The 19,316-nt window shown below is 34.1% G+C and carries 20 protein-coding genes and 1 tRNA gene; 9 read left to right on the forward strand and 12 right to left on the reverse strand.

The genetic code is table 11. The features are described from left to right. Nucleotides 1-145 precede the first annotated feature (145 nt). From PMI10_RS15520 to PMI10_RS15550, 7 genes are all read left to right on the forward strand, one after another. Nucleotides 146-925 (forward strand): TatD family hydrolase, encoded by a 780-nt coding sequence (locus tag PMI10_RS15520; protein WP_007809670.1) that lies wholly within the window; start codon nucleotides 146-148, stop codon nucleotides 923-925. 63 nt (nucleotides 926-988) lie between these two features. Continuing rightward, nucleotides 989-2,125 carry a 1-acyl-sn-glycerol-3-phosphate acyltransferase gene (locus PMI10_RS15525; RefSeq protein WP_007809673.1) on the forward strand — a complete coding sequence of 379 codons (1,137 nt, stop codon included), beginning with the start codon at nucleotides 989-991 and terminating at the stop codon, nucleotides 2,123-2,125. Further along, complete coding sequence (locus PMI10_RS15530; protein ID WP_007809675.1) at nucleotides 2,115-3,152, forward strand: asparaginase; 1,038 nt, start codon at nucleotides 2,115-2,117, stop codon at nucleotides 3,150-3,152. Before PMI10_RS15525 ends, PMI10_RS15530 begins: the two co-directional genes overlap by 11 nt. Before the next feature lie 84 nt (nucleotides 3,153-3,236). Then, nucleotides 3,237-3,323, forward strand: a tRNA-Ser gene (locus PMI10_RS15535). 189 nt (nucleotides 3,324-3,512) lie between these two features. Further along, entirely contained in the window at nucleotides 3,513-4,022 is a 510-nt protein-coding gene (locus PMI10_RS15540) for a hypothetical protein (protein WP_007809677.1), read from the forward strand. A 234-nt stretch (nucleotides 4,023-4,256) separates the two neighbouring features. Next, nucleotides 4,257-4,751, forward strand: coding sequence for a hypothetical protein (locus PMI10_RS15545; RefSeq protein ID WP_007809679.1), 495 nt, complete (start codon nucleotides 4,257-4,259; stop codon nucleotides 4,749-4,751). A gap of 285 nt (nucleotides 4,752-5,036) precedes the next feature. Then, nucleotides 5,037-6,575 (forward strand): Fic family protein, encoded by a 1,539-nt coding sequence (locus PMI10_RS15550; protein ID WP_007809681.1) that lies wholly within the window; start codon nucleotides 5,037-5,039, stop codon nucleotides 6,573-6,575. An 81-nt stretch (nucleotides 6,576-6,656) separates the two neighbouring features. Here the strand turns inward: PMI10_RS15550 and PMI10_RS15555 are convergent, their stop codons facing one another. From PMI10_RS15555 to PMI10_RS15590, 8 genes are all read right to left on the reverse strand, one after another. Continuing rightward, a complete protein-coding gene (locus PMI10_RS15555; RefSeq protein ID WP_007809683.1) occupies nucleotides 6,657-7,427 on the reverse strand; it encodes an SGNH/GDSL hydrolase family protein in 771 nt (256 codons plus the stop codon). A 159-nt stretch (nucleotides 7,428-7,586) separates the two neighbouring features. Further along, nucleotides 7,587-8,015 carry an antibiotic biosynthesis monooxygenase family protein gene (locus PMI10_RS15560; protein WP_007809685.1) on the reverse strand — a complete coding sequence of 143 codons (429 nt, stop codon included), beginning with the start codon at nucleotides 8,013-8,015 and terminating at the stop codon, nucleotides 7,587-7,589. A 68-nt stretch (nucleotides 8,016-8,083) separates the two neighbouring features. Further along, nucleotides 8,084-8,857, reverse strand: coding sequence for a helix-turn-helix transcriptional regulator (locus PMI10_RS15565; protein WP_007809687.1), 774 nt, complete (start codon nucleotides 8,855-8,857; stop codon nucleotides 8,084-8,086). Between the two features lie 76 nt (nucleotides 8,858-8,933). Continuing rightward, nucleotides 8,934-9,716: a DUF3050 domain-containing protein gene (locus PMI10_RS15570; protein WP_007809689.1), complete on the reverse strand. Its 783-nt coding sequence runs from the start codon at nucleotides 9,714-9,716 to the stop codon at nucleotides 8,934-8,936. 89 nt (nucleotides 9,717-9,805) lie between these two features. Continuing rightward, on the reverse strand, nucleotides 9,806-10,984 hold the full coding sequence (locus PMI10_RS15575; RefSeq protein ID WP_007809691.1) for an acyl-CoA dehydrogenase family protein: 1,179 nt from the start codon (nucleotides 10,982-10,984) through the stop codon (nucleotides 9,806-9,808). Nucleotides 10,985-11,088: 104 nt separating this feature from the next. Continuing rightward, the gene (locus PMI10_RS15580; RefSeq protein ID WP_007809692.1) at nucleotides 11,089-11,802 is read right to left on the reverse strand and encodes a tRNA1(Val) (adenine(37)-N6)-methyltransferase; all 714 of its coding nucleotides are present in this window, start codon (nucleotides 11,800-11,802) and stop codon (nucleotides 11,089-11,091) included. 60 nt (nucleotides 11,803-11,862) lie between these two features. Beyond that, nucleotides 11,863-12,387: a ribosome maturation factor RimM gene (gene rimM, locus PMI10_RS15585; RefSeq protein WP_007809694.1), complete on the reverse strand. Its 525-nt coding sequence runs from the start codon at nucleotides 12,385-12,387 to the stop codon at nucleotides 11,863-11,865. 15 nt (nucleotides 12,388-12,402) lie between these two features. Beyond that, complete coding sequence (locus tag PMI10_RS15590) at nucleotides 12,403-12,975, reverse strand: 30S ribosomal protein S16 (RefSeq protein WP_007809695.1); 573 nt, start codon at nucleotides 12,973-12,975, stop codon at nucleotides 12,403-12,405. A 195-nt stretch (nucleotides 12,976-13,170) separates the two neighbouring features. Between PMI10_RS15590 and PMI10_RS15595 the strand changes: the two genes are divergently transcribed. Together PMI10_RS15595 and PMI10_RS15600 are read left to right on the forward strand one after the other, a co-directional pair. Next, nucleotides 13,171-13,662 (forward strand): DUF6252 family protein, encoded by a 492-nt coding sequence (locus PMI10_RS15595; RefSeq protein WP_007809697.1) that lies wholly within the window; start codon nucleotides 13,171-13,173, stop codon nucleotides 13,660-13,662. A 134-nt stretch (nucleotides 13,663-13,796) separates the two neighbouring features. Next, complete coding sequence (locus PMI10_RS15600) at nucleotides 13,797-14,156, forward strand: RNA recognition motif domain-containing protein (RefSeq protein ID WP_007809704.1); 360 nt, start codon at nucleotides 13,797-13,799, stop codon at nucleotides 14,154-14,156. 142 nt (nucleotides 14,157-14,298) lie between these two features. On the opposite strand, the gene leuB is transcribed toward PMI10_RS15600, so the two are convergent. The 4 genes from leuB to leuC all read right to left on the reverse strand — a co-directional run bounded on the left by leuB (nucleotide 14,299) and on the right by leuC (nucleotide 19,217). Further along, entirely contained in the window at nucleotides 14,299-15,360 is a 1,062-nt protein-coding gene (gene leuB, locus PMI10_RS15605) for a 3-isopropylmalate dehydrogenase (RefSeq protein WP_007809706.1), read from the reverse strand. A 107-nt stretch (nucleotides 15,361-15,467) separates the two neighbouring features. Beyond that, on the reverse strand, nucleotides 15,468-16,991 hold the full coding sequence (locus PMI10_RS15610; RefSeq protein WP_035631967.1) for an alpha-isopropylmalate synthase regulatory domain-containing protein: 1,524 nt from the start codon (nucleotides 16,989-16,991) through the stop codon (nucleotides 15,468-15,470). A gap of 129 nt (nucleotides 16,992-17,120) precedes the next feature. After that, complete coding sequence (leuD, locus tag PMI10_RS15615; RefSeq protein ID WP_007809710.1) at nucleotides 17,121-17,717, reverse strand: 3-isopropylmalate dehydratase small subunit; 597 nt, start codon at nucleotides 17,715-17,717, stop codon at nucleotides 17,121-17,123. Nucleotides 17,718-17,822: 105 nt separating this feature from the next. Continuing rightward, nucleotides 17,823-19,217, reverse strand: a complete 1,395-nt coding sequence (gene leuC / locus PMI10_RS15620; RefSeq protein WP_007809712.1) for a 3-isopropylmalate dehydratase large subunit — start codon at nucleotides 19,215-19,217, stop codon at nucleotides 17,823-17,825. Nucleotides 19,218-19,316 lie beyond the last annotated feature (99 nt).

The following is a 19,316-nucleotide window of genomic DNA, read 5'->3' on the forward strand; positions in this document are numbered from 1 at the left end:
TACAGAAATGACAAGAATAATAAAAAAATCCGTTTTTATCCGCGTTTTCAAGAATTGAATCCGTTAAATCCGTGTCTCTAACTTGCAATTGGTATTCTTTTAATATTATCGTAATTTTGACAACTTTAAAACAAAAAACAAACAATTGAATTCAATACCTGTAATTACCGATACACACACGCACCTATATTCAGAAGAATTTGATCAGGATCGCGATGAAATGATTCAGAGAGCCATAAATGCAGGAGTAGCACGTTTTTTTATTCCGGCAATTGATGCGGCAGCAACACAGTCGATGTATGATTTAGAGCGTAATTATCCTGAAAATGTTTTCCTGATGATGGGTTTGCATCCCACTTATGTGAAAGATGATTATCAGGATGAATTAAAACATGTTGAAACCGAATTATCTAAAAGAAAATTTTATGCCGTTGGTGAAATCGGAATTGACTTGTATTGGGATAAAACACATCTCAAAGAACAGCAAATTGCGTTCAGAAGACAAATTCAGCTTGCTAAACAATATAAATTGCCTATTGTAATTCATTGTCGTGAGGCATTTGACGAGATTTTTGAGATTTTGGAAGAAGAAAAATCAGAAGATTTATTCGGGATTTTTCACTGTTTTACGGGTAACTATGAACAGGCACTTCAGGCAATTTCGTATAATATGAAACTGGGAATCGGAGGCGTAGTGACTTTTAAAAACGGAAAAATCAACCAGTTTTTGAACAAAATAGATTTGAAATATATTGTTTTAGAAACGGATTCGCCTTATCTGGCGCCAATTCCATACAGGGGGAAACGAAATGAAAGCAGTTATTTAGTGAATGTAATTGCAAAATTGGCTGAAATTTACGACCTTTCAGAAGCTGAAATCGCAGAAGTAACAACGCAAAACGCCAAAGACGTTTTTGGGATTTAATATGCAAATTACAATTGTTTAATTTTTTTTTTGTTCTTTTGCCCACCTAAAAAGATATTTATAATGCAGAAATTTGATGCTATTCGACCATTTTATGATTCCGAAGTAAATGAAGCCCTTAGAGGTGTAGTCAATCATCCGATGATGAAAACCATGATGAATTTTACTTTCCCGGAATTAAAAGATGAAGTTTGGAAAGAACAACTTACGAAAACACACTCTATTCGTGATTTTCAATGCAATTTTATCTATCAGACAATTCAAAAAGTACTCGAAAAAAGTTCGGAAGGACTTACGACTTCGGGTTTTGAAAAATTAGAAAAAAACACTTCCTATTTATTTATTTCCAATCACAGGGATATTCTTTTAGATACGACTTTGCTGAATGTATGTTTGTTTGAACATGGTTTGGTGATGACAGCATCGGCAATTGGGGATAACCTGGTAAAAAAAGCGTTTCTGAGTACACTGGCAAAACTAAACCGAAATTTTTTGGTTTTAAGGGGCCTGTCTCCAAGAGAAATGCTGCAAAGCTCTAAGTTACTGGCTGAATATATGGGGCAATTACTGCTTCGCGAAAATCGTTCGGTTTGGATAGCACAAAGAGAAGGACGTACCAAAGATGGAAATGACGAAACCAATCCGGGTGTTTTAAAAATGATCGGAATGGGTTCTGACGAAGCTAATTTGATGGATTATTTTAAGAAATTAAAAATAGTTCCGGTTTCTATTTCATACGAATACGATCCGACGGATGTTTTGAAAATGCCGCAATTAATGGCAGAAGCCAACAATGAGGTTTACATCAAAGAAAAAAATGAAGATTTCATGACTATTTTGAGTGGTATCATGGGAACTAAAAAAAGAATACATATCTCTGTTGGAGATGTTTTAGATACTGAAATTGATCAGATTGTTGCTGAAAACGATAATTCGAACAAACAAATTCAGGCTTTGGCACAAGTAATCGATGATTCTATTTTGCAGAATTACCAGTTATGGCCAACCAATTTTATTGCGTATGATATCTTAAATGAAACAGATAAATATGCTCATTTATATAAAGAAAATGAGAAATTACTTTTCGAGCGCCGTTTAGAGATGCGAATCGGATGTGATAATGGTGTTGCCAGACAAGGATTTTTAGCTATGTATGCAAATCCTGTTGTAAGTAAATTAAAATATCAGAATGTCTTCTAAAGCTAAAATACTCTTAATTTATACCGGTGGAACTATTGGTATGAGCAAAGATTTTGAAACAGGAGCACTTAAAGCTTTTGATTTTGGCAAATTGCTGAAAAATATTCCCGAAATCAAACAATTGGATTGCGAAATCGAAACGGTTTCGTTTGAAAATCCAATCGATTCCTCTAACATGAATCCGGAAATGTGGGCTAAAATAGCCGATATTATCGAGAAAAATTATATTTCTTTTGACGGATTTGTAGTTCTTCATGGTTCAGATACGATGTCGTATTCAGCTTCGGCATTGAGTTTTATGCTCGAAAATTTAGCAAAACCTGTTATATTTACAGGATCGCAATTACCAATTGGGGATTTGCGTACTGATGCTAAAGAAAACCTGATTACAGCCATTCAGATTGCTTCACTTCAGGAAAATGGGAAATCCGTAATCACTGAAGTTTGTTTGTATTTTGAATATAAGTTGTACCGCGGGAACCGTACTTCAAAAGTAAATGCGGAACATTTCAAAGCATTTACGGCACCCAATTATCCTGAATTGGTAGAATCCGGAGTTCACCTAAAATTAAACAGACATTTATTTCTTCCTGTGAAAACAGATGCAAAACTGATTGTCCATAAAAACCTAAACAATCACGTAGCTATTATAAAAATGTTTCCCGGAATGAGTGAAGTGGTTTTGGCTTCAATTCTGGCGATCAAAGATTTAAAAGGAATCGTTCTGGAAACCTACGGTGCAGGAAATGCCCCTACGGAAGAATGGTTTTTAAACCTGATAAAAAAAGCAATTCAGGACGGTTTACATATCGTAAACGTTACACAATGTTCAGGTGGAAGCGTGAATATGGGACAATACGAAACCAGTACCGTTTTGAAATCCTTAGGTGTGATTTCCGGAAAAGATATCACTACTGAAGCTGCCATTACCAAATTAATGTATTTGTTGGGACATACTGTTACGATTCCACAAACTGAGTTTAAAACTATTTTCGAAACAGCTTTACGAGGTGAAATTTCACTTTAACAATAAATAATAGCAAGTATTGAAAGGATTTTTGAAAATTACTTTTCTAACTCGTTTTTTTTCATGTTATTTGCAAACCAAAATAGAGAGGTGTCCGAGTGGTTGAAGGAGCTAGCCTGGAAAGCTAGTATATGGGTAACTGTATCGAGGGTTCGAATCCCTTCCTCTCTGCGAATTAAATCCCGCAATTTCATTTATTGAGATTGCGGGATTTTTGTTTTCAAAAAAACAGGTGTTTGTACTCGATTGAAACTTAAAGTAAGATCATATATTACATTTTATTTTGAAGTTATGGAAAACCATAAAATAATTATTAGTTGGAACAGTAATTTTGAATATTGTAAACGTAAAATGATATAAATGAAAAAAACGATCTCACTCTTATTATTACTTTTAATAATTTCAGCTTGTGATAATTCTAAGAGAAGCCAAGTTGATGATAATTCAGCTAACGAGCTAATAGAAAAAACCTCAAAGAAAAAGCTTATAATTGATATTTTAAGTATTGTTGGAAAAGGCAAATCTGAAGTGGAAAAAATTTTGGGGGAATCTGAAAGCTCAGAAAAAATTAAATCATCAAATACACCTTGTAAGGATAAAGCTTGCGATAAATTGACTTATAAATCAGGGAAATACGAAGTCGTTTTTATTAATAATAAAGCTGACTGGATTACTATTTACAATGTTTCAGAATTTGATACAGACGTTAATACAATTGAATTGTTGGGATTAAAACATGCCGAGCCCGAATTTAACAGTCCTCTAAATGTAATTAGATGGAAAAACATTGAAAATATTAAAGAAATAAATTTCTTTGATAATGGATCGGGAAAATTGGATTATATCTATATTCATGGACAAACGGATTGATATTGCGGGATTTTTGTTTTAATTTTTTGTTGGATTGTAAGTATACATTTTGAAAATGAGATATTTTGCTTTGAAAAAATCTATCTTCGAAGATATTAAAAAGAAAAAAGATGATGCTAAAAAATGATATGAAGAAGATGAATTGAAAATAGTTGTGGATGATGTAGATAGTGAATTGGTGGAGAGGCTGAAGGAGATTAATTGAAAAAGTAAATAAACCAAAAACTTAATAATATGGGATTCTTAAATAATTTAGCTAAAGGATTTGTAAGATCAGCAGTAAACCAAGTTGGTAGAGACAGCGGAAAAGTTGTCAGTAATCAAATTTATGGGAATTCGGATTCTACACCATTAAGTGTTAATTCAAATCAGTCAACGATCGAAAAAGAAGGCTTAGTTGAAGAAAAGGAATATGTATGGGTTAAAATTATTTGGGCAATAGTTATATCGACTATCCTTCCAATTATAGGAGGTTTAATAATTATTTACAGAGGATATGTGAATTATAACAAGAAGTTCGTTAAAATGTTTAGAATTGAAAGTCAAGCTGTTTATGCACAAGATAGAAGATATAATACAGGGCAAAGGTATGAAGGGCATAAGCAGGTCAAAATTCCAGTACAGATTGAAGCAGATGAAATTCAGCTGAAAAGAGCGAAGATTAAAAGTTGTTGTTATTTTATTGTTGGAATAAGTTTTATAATATTATACAGTCTTTACTTAAAATAAATTATATGGAATTTGTGCGATGGTCAAGGTTATCTTTTGAATATTTCTATTGAAAATAAGTATAAAAGAATTTTTTTATATGGTAATGTAATTCCAAAAGAACTAAGCGTTTTGAAACGGATTTTCTGCTTCTTAAAATTTACAATAAGTAGATAACAGCATAATCGGCGTTCGTTTTTATTGTAAAATAATATTTAGCGTTCGTTTTTAATAAAGAGCGTTTGTTTTTTATAAAATTAAGATTATCTTTAATTTTTAATAAGCGTGTCTTTTTTATGAAATACAATGAATAGCATAACAATTTCTAGAACAGCGTCAGTTTTTGATGGTAAAAAACTACCGGAAGAAGCCAAATTGGTTGGTTATACAGCGATTATAGATAGCTTGGCTTTGTCTTTGCCAATGCCGGCAACTATTTCAATTATCAGCAAAAAAAATAAAAAATATTCAGTTGAAAATTTCGATGTCTATCCTCCAAGTTACCAACCTGAGGATACCTTATTTAAACATTTAGTATTTGCTCTTAAATATGAAGGAATAAATCTGTTGTTTTTCAAAAAGCTTTTCGAAAAAATTTCAAAAGATGAAATAGAAGCAATTATCAATAAAGAATTTACAGGGCTATATACTCGAAAAATATGGTTTTTGTATGAATGGCTTATGACTGAAAATCTTGATATCCCGGATGCAGATGTGAAAATTAAGTATTCGGATTTATTAGATGATAACAAGCAATTCTCTTTATCCAATGGTTTAAAATCTGCCCGCCACCGTATCATTAATAATTTACCCGGAACGGTTGATTTTTGTCCGTTAATTTTTAAAACGGGCAAACTTAAAAATTATATCGAAGAGAATCTTTCTCAAAAAAAGGATTCTTATTTAAATACGTTTCATAAAGATGTTTTGCAAAGAGCATCGGCTTTTTTATTACTGAAAGATTCAAAAGCATCATTTACAATAGAAGGTGAAAATCCTACAACAAATCGTGCCGTGCGTTGGGGAAAAGCGATTGGTCAGGCAGGTTTGAAAGTATTGGATAAAGAAGAATTGCTTCGATTACAGCAAATCGTAATTGAAAACAGTCGTTTTCTCGAAATGGGTTTTAGAAAAGAAGGCGGGTTTGTAGGAGAGCATGAAAGAATTACCGGTGAACCAATTCCCGAACATATTTCGGCAAAACATGAAGATATAGAAAAACTGATCGACGGCTTGATTGCGACTTACAAAAAACTGGAAGAAGATGGTTTTGATGCCGTTTTAGCAGCTGCAGGAATTGCATTCGGGTTTGTGTTTATTCATCCTTATGTAGACGGAAATGGTAGAATTCATCGCTATTTAATACATCATATTTTATCTAAAATGCAATTTGCACATCAGGGAATCATTTTTCCTGTTTCGGCTTCTATCTTAAATCATATTGATGATTATAGAAAAGTATTAGAATCTTATTCTCACCCTTTGCTGGATTTTATAGAGTGGGAAAAGACAAAATCAAACAATGTTAAAGTTTTAAATGAAACAATTGATTTTTACCGTTATTTTGACGCAACGAAACAAGCAGAGTTTTTGTACGATTGTGTAAACGATACGATTGAAAATGTTATTCCACAGGAAGTAACTTATCTTCAAAAATATGATGAAATGAAAAGTTACTTGGATGATGTTTTTCAAATGCCGGATAAAACGGTAGCATTATTAATTCGTTTTTTAGAACAGAATGATGGGAAACTTTCCAAAAGAGCTATCGAAAAAGAATTCTCAGCATTAACAGAAGAAGAGATAAAAGAGATTGAACGAAATTATGAATTACGAATGAAATAAGGTAGTTTGTGAATTCGAATCCCTTCCTCTCTGCAAGAATAAAAATCCCTGTAAATTTATTTACAGGGATTTTTTGTTTTTCTAATCCTGCAACGCTACTTTAACTGTAGGCAGCATTCTTTCAACGAATAATTTATAAGCAGATTCAGAAGGATGTAAGCCGTCTGAAGCGACTAAACCGGGATTATCAAGTCCCTGGCGGGTAATATCAGTAATTGTGATAAATGTTACGGATTTTGTTCTGCAATAATTTTCTGCAAACATATTATATTGGTCGATTTCTGCAGAAATTTTTGCTCTTCCGGTTTCTCCAAAACTTTTTCCAAAAGAGGTATAAGCATAATCCGGTATCGAAAGTACGATGACATTTTTGTAATCGCCTTTTGCAAGGGCAATGGCTTTGTTTAATAATTCAGGGAATTCTTTTTCGTATAATGAAAAATCCATATGCCGATACTCGTTGTTAACGCCAATTAAAAGCGTAACCAAATCGTAATTGGGCACTAAATTTTCATTTTCTATTGCAGCAATTAAACTCGAAGTTGTCCAGCCAGTTCTGGCGATTACTTTTAATGAAAAATCAGTTCCCGGAATAGCATTTTTTAAACTCGATTTGAGCTGTTCGGGATATCTGCAGGTTTCACAAACACTCTGACCGATTGTGTAACTGTCACCTAAAGCTAAATAATTTATTGAATTAGGTGTTGTCGGCGGGATTGTTGTTGGAAGAGGGATAACAGGCGGTGTTGGGGTGGGGATAACACTAACTTCGGAAGCTATTTCTTCAGAACTGCAGCTAAAAAGGAATATGGATAATAAAATCGTAACTATTTGTTTGGATTTTGGTTTCATAATTAAATAAAATTAAGTTCTTCATCTAAATAAATAGTTACGTTAAAAATGAGGTTTTGGTTTTAATCATTTCGTTTTTTCATAAGGCTTAATCTAACTGCATTCTGTCTTCTGGCTTTTATATGTTGATTTTCTGCAAGCTTGAATGTATTTTTCGAATTAATATTTTTTGGACTCTTTGTAAATGTTTCTATCCATTGTAATGTTTAATCTCGCAAGCATCTCAGCAATATTAAAACCTTCTTTTTTGTATTCGGCTTGCACGGTTTCTTTTGCTTTTTTCAGGGAAGTTTCGTTTTCCCAAATAGCAATTGTTATATAAATTAAATTCCCATCCTCATCAGTTCGTTCGTAGGCCTCGTCTTTTATAAATCCGTTTAAGTTTTTGATAAAATTTCTGTTGATACTTACTCTTTCTAAAAATTCTTGTTTTGATTTTTCAGGAACGATAAATTTATCGATAAAAATTTGTTTCATGGCCTCTGGTTTTTTGATTTCTATTTGTGAATTAATAGTTGCTGTCTGAGCATGTATTTTGTAAGTAAATAATGTCACACAGATGATTCCGATTAAAAGATTTGTTTTCATGATTCTTGATTTTTGTTGATGTAAAATTCAGAATTGTGGAAACTAAATCATTGTAAAAAATCATTGATTTACCAAAAGGAAGGAAAATTGAAAAATTCGGACGGAGTTTGCCCTGTAAATAACCTGAAGTCTTTATTAAAATGGGGTTGGTCAAAATATCCAGCATCAAAAGCCAGATCGATAAGGCTTTGATTGTGTTGCTTTTGGTCGATAATCGATTTTATTCGTACCACATAACAAAACTGTTTTGGCGATGATCCAATGATTTTTCTGAACCTTTTTTCAAAAGCATCCTGACTGATATAAAGTGTGTCGGCCAATTCTTTGATTTTAATAAGGCCTTTTTTAGATTGAATTATGGCAACGGCGGCTGATATTAATTTATCGGGTTTGTAATTATGTAATCTGGATAAAAGAAATTGTTCTATAATTGCAATTTTTTGATTGTTGGTTTTTGCTTCCGCTAAAAGTTCTTCGATGATTACAATTTGTTTTTGCGGAATAAAATTATCCAGTGAAACACTTTCTTCGAACAATTCATGAAGCGGTTCCTTAAAAAATGCTTTAGCTCCTGATTCTTTAAATTGAACAATGATAGTTACAGTATCTTTTGAGTAATTGATTAACCGCACAGATTTACGAATTCCTGAAATTGTAGAAACAGGTAATCTTTCGTAATAATTTTCTCTAACATAATTAACATCTCCTTTGCAACGAAAAGCTATAGCCAGAGAAGTGTTTGGCAAAACCCGATTTATTAATTCATCCTGACTTTCGATAATTTTGTAAATCTTTACGAAAGATTTTAATTGTTCTGTTGGGATAAAATCTACAATTTTCATTTTATATGTAGTTTAAAATCAAGCAGTATCAAAGATATGAAAAACAAATAAAAATGCCGAACAGCTTGTTTGATTTTTAAACCATTTCAGTTTTCATCGAAATTTCTTCTTCGATGGCATTCCAAAGACCAATACGTTTTTCTAATGCAAGAATCGAAATTTCTTCTACATCAGACCATTTTTGAGCATCATCTTCGCATAAATCGGTAATCATTTGCATCGCCATTGGTCCGTGTTCATCCGCATCAAGTTCAATATGTCTTTCAAAATAATAAAGCAATTTTCTTAAGTCAGTCTCAGGCAGGTTTTTTTGAAAGTTTTTCAGGATTTCGGTAAACATGCTTGGGATTAAATCTTCTCTTCCAAAGGTGAAAGCAGCAGCAATCTCATGTGGTTTTCCTTGTTCAATAACTCTAAAGGTGAAATCTAAAAATGATTTTATATCCGGGTGCAATGAACTTTGTTTTATGGCAACAAAAATATTATGCAGCGAATTTACTTCAGATAAAAATTTATTGATTCCTGTTGTATCGGCACCACAATCTTCCATAGCCTCAAGATACATTTCGTAATGGCTTTGTCTTCTTCCGTCAATTGCCAAATCAGTTTCTTCGGCAAGAACAATTTCATTGATTAAATATCTGGTTTCAGGATTTTTTGTAGCAAACCAAGGCGTAGTTGTGCAGGTAAGTTTTGCCTGTAATGCTTTTAGTAATGACATAAAATCCCAAACTGCAAAAACATGACATTCTAAAAAACTATGCAAGTCATCAATACTTTGGATTTTATTGTATAAAGAATGCTGTAAAAGCATGTCTTTTTGAGGTTGAATGCTATTGTTGATAGTTTCAATATTCATAATGTGGTATTTTTTGGTAAATATAAAAAAGCTTCTCGGTTAGAAGAAGCTTTTCGTATTGATTTTATATATATTTTAATTGTTGCCTGCTATTTAAATGCTGAAATCCCGGTAACATCCATTCCTGTTATTAATAAATGAATGTCATGTGTACCTTCATAAGTAATAACACTTTCGAGATTCATCATGTGTCGCATTATAGAATATTCGCCGGTAATTCCCATTCCGCCTAACATTTGTCTGGCTTCACGTGCAATATGAATTGCCATATCAACATTGTTTCTTTTAGCCATCGAAATTTGTGCAGTAGTTGCTTTTCCTTCGTTTCTTAAAACCCCTAAACGCCAGGTTAATAACTGTGCTTTTGTGATTTCGGTAATCATTTCTGCTAATTTTTTTTGCTGTAATTGTGTTCCTCCAATTGGTTTTCCAAACTGAATTCTTTCTTTTGCATAACGTAATGCGGTGTCATAACAATCCATCGCTGCGCCAATAGCTCCCCATGCAATTCCGTATCGTGCCGAATCTAAACAGCCTAGCGGTGCTCCCAATCCGGATTTATTGGGTAATAAATTCTCTTTAGGAACTTTTACATTATCAAAAATTAATTCACCTGTTGAAGATGCACGAAGCGACCATTTATTATGTGTTTCCGGAGTCGTAAAACCTTGCATGCCACGTTCTACTATTAATCCGTGAATTCTTCCGGTTTCATCTTTTGCCCAAACTACAGCAATATCTGCAAAAGGTGCGTTTGAAATCCACATTTTGGCACCATTTAAAAGATAATGATCACCCATATCCTTAAAATTGGTAATCATACTTCCCGGATCTGATCCGTGATCTGGTTCTGTTAAACCAAAGCAGCCCATGAATTCTCCTGTAGCCAGTTTTGGTAAATATTTCATTCGTTGTTCTTCGTTGCCATATTTCCAGATAGGATACATGACTAATGAAGATTGGACAGATGACGTTGATCGGACACCAGAATCACCACGCTCAATTTCCTGCATGATTAGTCCATAAGAAATTTGGTCTAATCCTGCACCACCATATTCTACCGGAATATAGGGGCCAAAACCGCCAATTTCTCCAAGTCCTTTTATAATTTGTTTTGGAAACTCTGCTTTTTGGGCAAATTCTTCAATAATAGGAGAAACTTCTCTTTTTACCCATGCACGTGCAGATTCGCGAACCAGTTTATGTTCGTCGGTCAATAAATCGTCTAGGTTGTAATAATCGGGTGCCTGAAATAAATCTGGTTTCATCTTTATGTAATTTTTCAAAAACAAATTTACGTAATAAAAATATAACAAAACAAAGTAATTTTGTTATAATAATATAAAAAAAAGGATTTAGAAAATAGAGATGATTAAAATTTCAAATAGAAATCCTTTGTGAGCTCAATATATTCAGGTGTATAAACGTGTCTGTCGGTTTCGATAATTAATTCATCAATTGCAATATTATGAATTTCATTTCGGCTAAAAGCCAATAAACTGCGTTTGATATCTGATGTCGGGGTTCCTTTTACGCGAGTAATTTTTACGGGATATAATTCTGCTTCTTTTGCTAAAGCTATGAAGTTTTTTTCTTCTTTGAATGGAATGATTATGGCAAATATTCCGTTTTCAGAAAGCATTAAATCAGCTGCTTCAATCAATTCTTCAAAAGGCATTGCATCCTGAAAACGTGCCAAGTCGCGTTGTTCATTTTCTGTTTTATAGTTTTCAGAATAAAAAGGGGGATTAGAAACTATCAAATCATATTCATCTTCAGGTTCTTCAATAAATTCATCTAAACCTGCATGAAAGCAAAATAACCGATCTCCCCAGGGTGAGTTTTCAAAATTTTCAACTGCTTGTTCGTAAGCTTCTTCGTCAATTTCTAAAGCATCAATTTGTTCAGCATGAGTTCGCTGAGCGAGCATTAAAGCAATAATTCCCGTTCCTGCGCCAATATCCAAAATACTAAATGGATTATGATTTATTGGAGTCCAGGCAGCTAATAAAACGCCATCGGTTCCTACTTTCATAGCGGTTTTGTCTTGTTGAACAGAGAATTGTTTGAAAGTGAATTTAGACATTGCTAAAAGATTTAAAAAAAGTGAGCAACTGAAAACGGTGACTGAAAGGCTGAATACTTTCTACAGATACATTTCAACCAAACCTTCAGGCAGATTCATGATAACTTTTTTATTGTCACGGTCAATTTTTACAAGAAAATGATCGATCATCGGAATTAGCATTTCGACTTCTCCGTTTAAAACTTCAAAAAGAGGTTGTGCAGTAGTATCGTTTACGGCTGCTATTTTCCCAAAAACACCTAAACGCTGGTCTTCGATTTCAAAGCCAATAACTTCGTGGAAATAAAATTTGTTGCCGGAAAGTTTTGGCAGCATATTTAAAGGAAGATAAATTGCATTCCCCATAATGGCATCAGCATCTTCTTCGGTATTCATGTCTTCAAAGCGAATTCTAAGAAAATCGTTTTTGTGCAATGAACTTTTTTCAATAAAAAAAGGAACCAAGTGTTTATTGCATTCAATAAACACTGATTCCAGATTTTCGTATAACTCAGGTTCGTCTGTGTCTAAATAAGCCAGGACTTCACCTTTGAAACTAAATTTTTTAGCGATTTTACCTAAATAAAAACATTCTTCTTTACGCATTATCGCTAACTAAAATTATGCCTCAGTTGTTTCGTTATTTTCTTCAGCAGCAGGAGCTTCTTCAGTAGCAGCTTCCGCTTCAACTTCCGCAACTTCTTCTTCAACTGCAGGAGTCGCAGCAGCGATAGCATCAGCTTCAGCCTGAGCTGCAGCAGCTAAACGTTTAGCATTAACTTCTTGCTCTGCTTTAAAAGCTTTAGCTTTAGCATCAGCTTGCGCTTTTGATAAACCGTCTTTTTTAGCATCAACTTTTCCAGATTTAGCTTCTAACCAGGCAGCTAATTTTGCGTCAGCTTGTTCTTGGGTTAAAGCTCCTTTACGAATACCTCCGTCAAGGTGGTGTTTCAATAAAGCACCTTTGTAAGAAAGGATAGCTCTGGCAGTATCAGTTGGTTGTGCACCATTGTGTAACCATTTTACAGCGCTATCAAGGTTTAAGTCGATAGTTGCAGGGTTAGTGTTTGGATTGTAAGTACCGATTTTCTCTAAGTATTTACCATCTCTTTTTGAGCGTGCATCTGCAGCTACAACCCAGTAAAAAGGTTTTCCTTTTTTACCGTGTCTTTGTAATCTAATTTTTACTGACATAATCGTATGATTAAATTTTGAGGTACTCGACCTCTGTTAATTAAGGGCGCAAAGATATAATTTTTTTCTGAATTGTGCGTTCAAAACGGTATTAAATATATTTAGGGTAATTTTTCTTGAATTTTTGTTGTTTTTTGAATTCAAATTTAATTTTCTACACATGAATAAGATATTTTTGCTTTAAATTGTTTTTGTATGAAAAGATATGTGTATTTTCTTTTTTGGATTCTTTTATTATCTTCTTGTACTGAAGATGTGAAATTTAATAATCCTGCTTTTCAAACTTTAAAAGATAATGTGTTTTGGAAGGCTCAAAGTTATAAAGCTTCTGTTGATGCAAACGAAAATTTGATTATCGAAGGGTTTTTGGGGTTTGAGAAAGTAACTCTGCAAACAGCATCTTTAACTGAAAAAACCTATATTCTTGGAGTAGATAATATTTCGAAAGCCACATATACTAATACTTTTACCGATCATATGACAGTATTTAGTACAGGTATGAATAGCGGTAATGGGCAGATTGTAGTTACCAATTATGATATCAAAACAAAAACGGTTTCCGGAACATTTAAATTTAATGCTGTAAATCTGGACGAAAATGATACTGAAAATCCAAATGTTAGTTTTACGGAAGGTGTTTTTTATAAAGTACCTGTTTCGGATGCTTCAGGTGGGCCTGAATTATAATTTTCCTTTTTGTAATGGATTGATTTTTGCGAATTCTGTGTTTTTAAATCAAAATAAAAACATAAATAAGCTAATATATAGTAGATTAGAGAAAAATAAGAGTACATTTGCTATATTATTATAAATAAGTACATATGAACATTTTTGTTGGAAGCCTTCCATTCAGTATTGAGGAAGCAGATTTAAGAGAGTCTTTCGAGGCTTACGGAGCAGTTGATTCAGTTAAGATCATTACTGATAAATTTACTGGAAGAAGTAAAGGATTTGGTTTTGTTGAAATGACAAACGATGATGAAGCTCAAAAAGCAATTGATGAATTGAACGGAGCTACTGTTCAAGGTCGTGCAATTGTGGTTAATAAATCTGAACCGAAACCAGAAGGCGAAAGAAGAAGCTTCAACAATAACAGTCGTGGTGGAGATTCACGCGGTGGTTATGGTGGAGGAAACAGCCGTGGTGGAAATGACCGTGGTGGTAACAGAGGAGGATATTAATATTTTTTTCTAAATATATAAAAGGGATCAATTTAAATTGATCCCTTTTTTTATGCATTTTTTTCTGTAGAGATGCACAGTAGCATCTAACACAAAGCAAAGACGCACTGCTGTGCGCCTCTACGGAATAAATTCAATTCAATTATAGATTCGCAACCAACCAATCTCCAACTTCACTGGTTTTGTATGCTTTTGTTCCTTTTGCAGCTAAATCTTCGGTAACAATTCCTTGTTCTAATGATTTATTTACAACTGCTCTAATTGCTTCTGCTTCATCTTTTAATCCAAAAGCATCTTCGAACATCATTGCTGCTGATAAAATAGTAGCTAACGGGTTAGCAATATTTAATCCTGTTGCTTGTGGGTAAGATCCGTGAATTGGCTCGTATAGTGAAGTGTGTTCTCCAACAGATGCAGAAGGCATTAATCCCATTGAGCCTGAAATTACTGAAGCTTCGTCAGTTAAGATATCTCCAAATAAATTCTCAGTAATCAATACATCATAAGAGTTTGGCCATTGAACCAAACGCATAGCAACAGCATCAACAAATTCATAAGAAACCGTTACTTCAGGATAATCTTTTTCCATTGCCTGAACTGTTTCTCTCCATAAACGAGAAGTTTCCAGAACGTTTGCTTTGTCAACACAACATAATTTTTTAGAACGTGTCATTGCTAATTCGAAACCTTTTTTAGCTAAACGCTGTACTTCGGCTCTTGTATAAACGCAATTGTCGAAAGCAGTATCTCCGTTGTCTTTTCTTCCTTTTTCTCCAAAATAAATTCCACCAGTTAATTCTCTTAAGAAAACTAAATCAGTTCCTTCAATTCTTTCTCTTTTTAAAGGTGAATTATCAATCAAAGAAGGAAAAGTAAAAGTTGGACGTACGTTAGCGAACAATCCTAATTTTTTACGCATCAATAATAATCCTTGTTCAGGACGAACCGGTGCGCTTGGATCATTATCGTATTTTGGGTGACCGATTGCTCCAAATAAAACGGCATCAGCTTTCATACAAACTTCATGAGTTTCATCAGGATAAGGAACTCCAACTGCATCTATCGCACAAGCACCTGTAAGTGCAGGTGTCCATGTTATCTCGTGATTGAATTTTTTTGCAATAGCATCTGATACTTTTACAGCTTCATTAATTACTTCTGGTCCGATACCGTCTCCGGCTAAAAGGGCTATGTTAAATTTCATTTGTTTAATATTATAGGTTTGTTTTCTATTTCTTTTTTTTAGGTTCAGAGCAGCAAAGGTCAAAGGTTTAAAACTCTGAATCTTTGCAGCTTTGAGCCTTTGTTCCTTTAATTAGCAATTACATTTAGCATTTTTTGAGTCGCTATAATGGCTGCAACTGTTTGATCTGAATCCAATCCGCGGGTTTTGAATTCTTTTCCGCTGTTTACCCAGGTGATTATGGTTTCGCATAACGCATCCGAGCTGCTTCCCGGGGGAATTCTTACGGCGTAATCAATTAATTTTGGAAGTGTTAATTTTTTACTTTTGTAAATTTTGGTTAATGCATTCATGAAAGCGTCAAATTGACCATCGCCCTGTGCATGCTCTTCTATAACTTCTCCGTCAATTTTTAGAAGTAAGGTTGTCGAAGGACGCATTCCTTTTGAATGTACCAATATATAGGATTCAATTGTAATTTTCTCTTCATAAGTATGACTATCCAAAACATCAGAAATGATGTATGGTAAATCTTCCTTGGTAACCGTTTCTTTTTTATCACCTAATTCGATGATTCTTTGGGTAACCAATTTTAAATCTTCCTGGTTTAATTTTAAACCTAATTCCTGAAGGTTTTTTTCAATATTAGCTTTTCCGGATGTTTTTCCGAGTGCATATTTTCGTTTTCTTCCAAATCGTTCCGGAAGAAGATCATTAAAATATAAATTGTTTTTATTGTCTCCATCAGCATGAATCCCTGCAGTTTGTGTAAAAACATTATCACCAACAATTGGTTTGTTGGCAGGAATTCTGTAACCGGTAAAAGTCTCAACCAGTTTACTTACAGAATACAAAGAGGTTTCTTTAATATTGATGGTAACGTCAGGTATAAAATCATTTATAACGGCAACAGTACTTTCAAGTGGTGCATTTCCGGCGCGTTCACCCATTCCGTTTACAGTAACGTGAAGCCCTTTTATTCCGGCTTTTATGGCTTCCATAACGTTTGCAACACTTAAGTCATAATCATTATGAGCATGGAAATCAAAATGAATTTGAGGGTATTTTGCTGTAATTTTTGAAATAAACTCAAAAGCCTGCGACGGAATTAATACGCCAAGTGTGTCCGGAAGTAAAATTCTTTTTATAGGCTGCTGCGTTAAAAAATCTAAATATTGAAATACATATTCAGGAGAATTACGCATTCCGTTGCTCCAGTCTTCAAGATAAACATTGGTTTCAATATTATTTTCTTTTGCTAATGCGATTGTTTGTGCGATTTCAGAAAAATGCTGTTCCGGAGTTTTTTTTAATTGATGCGTCAGGTGATTCAGGGAACCTTTAGTTAATAAATTCTGAACTTTGGCTCCGGATTTTTTCATCCATTCAATAGAAAGACCACCGTCAACAAAAGTCAAAACCTCAATTCGGTTGGTATATCCTTTTTCTTCAGCCCAGGACATAATTCCTTTTACACCTTGAAATTCACCTTCGCTTACACGTGCCGAAGCAATTTCGATTCTATCAATATTTAATTCTTCCAACAATAATTGTGCAATGGTAAGTTTTTCTGCAGCAGAAAATGATACTCCGGAGGTTTGTTCACCATCACGAAGCGTCGTATCCATTATTTCAATTTTTCTTTTTTTCATTTCAAATATGATATGATTTTAATTCGATTTGATTGTAATCTAATCGAACTAATTTTTTGTAAATTATAAAGCAGTTACTAAACCCAACCCTGAAGTTGAAGCTTGAGTAACTGCTTATGTAGGTTGTTTTTAGTAAGGAAGTTTGTCAGCAAAAGCTACAATGTCTTCTTTAATATTTTGTAAATAATCAATGTCATCAAAGCCATTAATCATGTTGTTCTTTTTGTATCCGTTAATAGCAAAAGATTCTGACTGACCAGTTGCCAATAAAGTAATCGTTTGGTTTGGTAAGTTAATTTCTAATTGCGTATTAGGATCAGCTTCGATTGCTTTAAAAATTGTATCAGCAAATTCGGGGCTAACCTGAACGGGTAAAACACCAATATTCAAACAGTTACCTTTAAAGATATCTGCGAAGAAACTTGAAACTACAGCTCTGAAACCGTAATCATAAACTGCCCATGCAGCGTGTTCTCTGGAAGATCCTGAACCAAAGTTTTTTCCTCCAACCAAGATTTTTCCAGAGTAAGTTGAATCGTTTAAAACGAAATCAGCTTTTGGAGTATCATCTCCGTTATATCTCCAGTCTCTAAAAAGATTGTCTCCAAAACCTTCACGTTTTGTAGCTTTCAGGAAACGGGCCGGAATAATTTGATCTGTATCAACGTTTTCTATTGGCAGCGGCACTGCACTGCTCGTAAGTATATTAAATTTATCGTATGCCATTGTTTTTTGCTTTAGGCTGTAGGCAATAAGCTTTAAGCTTTTTCTACAGCGTATTTATGTGTTATGTTTGTTGCTTAAAGCCTATAGCTTAAAGCGTAAAGCTTCTTAAAAAAGTTCTCTTGGATCTGTTAGTTTTCCGGTAACAGCAGCAGCAGCAGCCATAATTGGACTTGCTAAAAGCGTTCTTGAGCCTGGGCCCTGACGACCTTCAAAGTTTCTGTTTGAAGTACTCACTGCATATTTCCCGGCAGGAACTTTATCATCGTTCATAGCTAAACATGCTGAACATCCCGGCTGACGTAATACGAAACCAGCTTCGGTTAAAATATCCAAAATACCTTCTTCCTTAATTTGAGCTTCAACAACGTGTGAACCAGGAACTAACCAGGCAGTAACATTATCTGCTTTTTTTCTTCCTTTTACAATTTCAGCGAAAGCTCTAAAATCTTCAATTCTACCATTGGTACAACTTCCTAAGAAAACATAGTCAATTGGTTTTCCAATCATTACATCATCTTCGTGGAAGCCCATGTAGGCTAAAGATTTTTTATAAGTTTCCTCACCGCCTTCAACCTGGTTAGCGTTCGGAATATGTTTTGTGATACCAATTCCCATTCCAGGATTTGTACCATAAGTAATCATTGGTTCAATATCTGAAGCTTTGATGTTTAATTCAGCATCAAAAATAGCATCGGCATCGGTTTTTAAAGTTTTCCAATATTCAACTGCTTTAGTCCAGGCTTCACCTTTTGGAGCAAATAATCTTCCTTCAAGGAAATCAAAAGTTGTTTGGTCAGGAGCAATCATACCACCACGGGCACCCATTTCGATACTAAGGTTACAAACCGTCATACGTCCTTCCATAGTCATATTTTCGAAAACATCTCCGGCGTATTCAACAAAATATCCTGTTCCTCCGGAAGTAGTTAATTGAGCAATAATATAAAGTGCAACGTCTTTTGGACCAACACCTTTGCTTAATTCACCATTTACGTTGATACGCATTTTCTTTGGTTTTGGCTGCATGATACATTGAGTAGAAAGCACCATTTCAACCTCAGAAGTTCCGATACCAAAAGCAATCGCTCCAAAAGCACCGTGAGTAGAAGTATGTGAGTCACCACAAACAATAGTAGCACCCGGCAAAGTAATTCCGTTTTCAGGACCAACTACGTGTACAATTCCGTTTTTAATGTGACCCAATCCCCAGTGAGAAATTCCGTATTCGGCAGCATTATCTTCAAGAGCCTTAAGCTGATTTGCAGATAAAGCATCTTCAACTGGTAAATGTTGGTTTATGGTTGGTGTATTGTGATCTGCAGTTGCAAAAGTACGCTCCGGGTATAAAACCTTTACGCCTCGAGCTTTTAATCCTAAAAAAGCAACAGGGCTCGTAACTTCGTGAATGAAATGGCGGTCAATAAAAAACACATCTGGTCCATCTTCAATTTTACGCACTACATGTGAATCCCATACTTTGTCAAATAATGTCTTACTCATTTTTTATTTTTTTTAATTGTAATTCTATAACCACAGCAATTCCTGATAATTATAATAGGAAAACAAAATTAAAAAAAGATACAAAGTGGTCAATTTCAA

It is taken from the genome of Flavobacterium sp. CF136, assembly GCF_000282055.1.
GTDB lineage: Bacteria > Bacteroidota > Bacteroidia > Flavobacteriales > Flavobacteriaceae > Flavobacterium.

Bases quoted from the DNA above. Each gene is read 5' to 3' on its own strand.
- PMI10_RS15525 (WP_007809673.1), top strand. From the start codon at position 989: ATGCAGAAATTTGATGCTATTCGACCATTTTATGATTCCGAAGTAAAT.
- PMI10_RS15530 (WP_007809675.1), top strand. From the start codon at position 2,115: ATGTCTTCTAAAGCTAAAATACTCTTAATTTATACCGGTGGAACTATT.
- PMI10_RS15540 (WP_007809677.1), top strand. From the start codon at position 3,513: ATGAAAAAAACGATCTCACTCTTATTATTACTTTTAATAATTTCAGCT.
- PMI10_RS15545 (WP_007809679.1), top strand. From the start codon at position 4,257: ATGGGATTCTTAAATAATTTAGCTAAAGGATTTGTAAGATCAGCAGTA.
- PMI10_RS15550 (WP_007809681.1), top strand. From the start codon at position 5,037: ATGAATAGCATAACAATTTCTAGAACAGCGTCAGTTTTTGATGGTAAA.
- PMI10_RS15555 (WP_007809683.1), bottom strand. From the start codon at position 7,427: ATGAAACCAAAATCCAAACAAATAGTTACGATTTTATTATCCATATTC.
- PMI10_RS15560 (WP_007809685.1), bottom strand. From the start codon at position 8,015: ATGAAAACAAATCTTTTAATCGGAATCATCTGTGTGACATTATTTACT.
- PMI10_RS15565 (WP_007809687.1), bottom strand. From the start codon at position 8,857: ATGAAAATTGTAGATTTTATCCCAACAGAACAATTAAAATCTTTCGTA.
- PMI10_RS15570 (WP_007809689.1), bottom strand. From the start codon at position 9,716: ATGAATATTGAAACTATCAACAATAGCATTCAACCTCAAAAAGACATG.
- PMI10_RS15575 (WP_007809691.1), bottom strand. From the start codon at position 10,984: ATGAAACCAGATTTATTTCAGGCACCCGATTATTACAACCTAGACGAT.
- PMI10_RS15580 (WP_007809692.1), bottom strand. From the start codon at position 11,802: ATGTCTAAATTCACTTTCAAACAATTCTCTGTTCAACAAGACAAAACC.
- rimM (WP_007809694.1), bottom strand. From the start codon at position 12,387: ATGCGTAAAGAAGAATGTTTTTATTTAGGTAAAATCGCTAAAAAATTT.
- PMI10_RS15590 (WP_007809695.1), bottom strand. From the start codon at position 12,975: ATGTCAGTAAAAATTAGATTACAAAGACACGGTAAAAAAGGAAAACCT.
- PMI10_RS15595 (WP_007809697.1), top strand. From the start codon at position 13,171: ATGAAAAGATATGTGTATTTTCTTTTTTGGATTCTTTTATTATCTTCT.
- PMI10_RS15600 (WP_007809704.1), top strand. From the start codon at position 13,797: ATGAACATTTTTGTTGGAAGCCTTCCATTCAGTATTGAGGAAGCAGAT.
- leuB (WP_007809706.1), bottom strand. From the start codon at position 15,360: ATGAAATTTAACATAGCCCTTTTAGCCGGAGACGGTATCGGACCAGAA.
- PMI10_RS15610 (WP_035631967.1), bottom strand. From the start codon at position 16,991: ATGAAAAAAAGAAAAATTGAAATAATGGATACGACGCTTCGTGATGGT.
- leuD (WP_007809710.1), bottom strand. From the start codon at position 17,717: ATGGCATACGATAAATTTAATATACTTACGAGCAGTGCAGTGCCGCTG.
- leuC (WP_007809712.1), bottom strand. From the start codon at position 19,217: ATGAGTAAGACATTATTTGACAAAGTATGGGATTCACATGTAGTGCGT.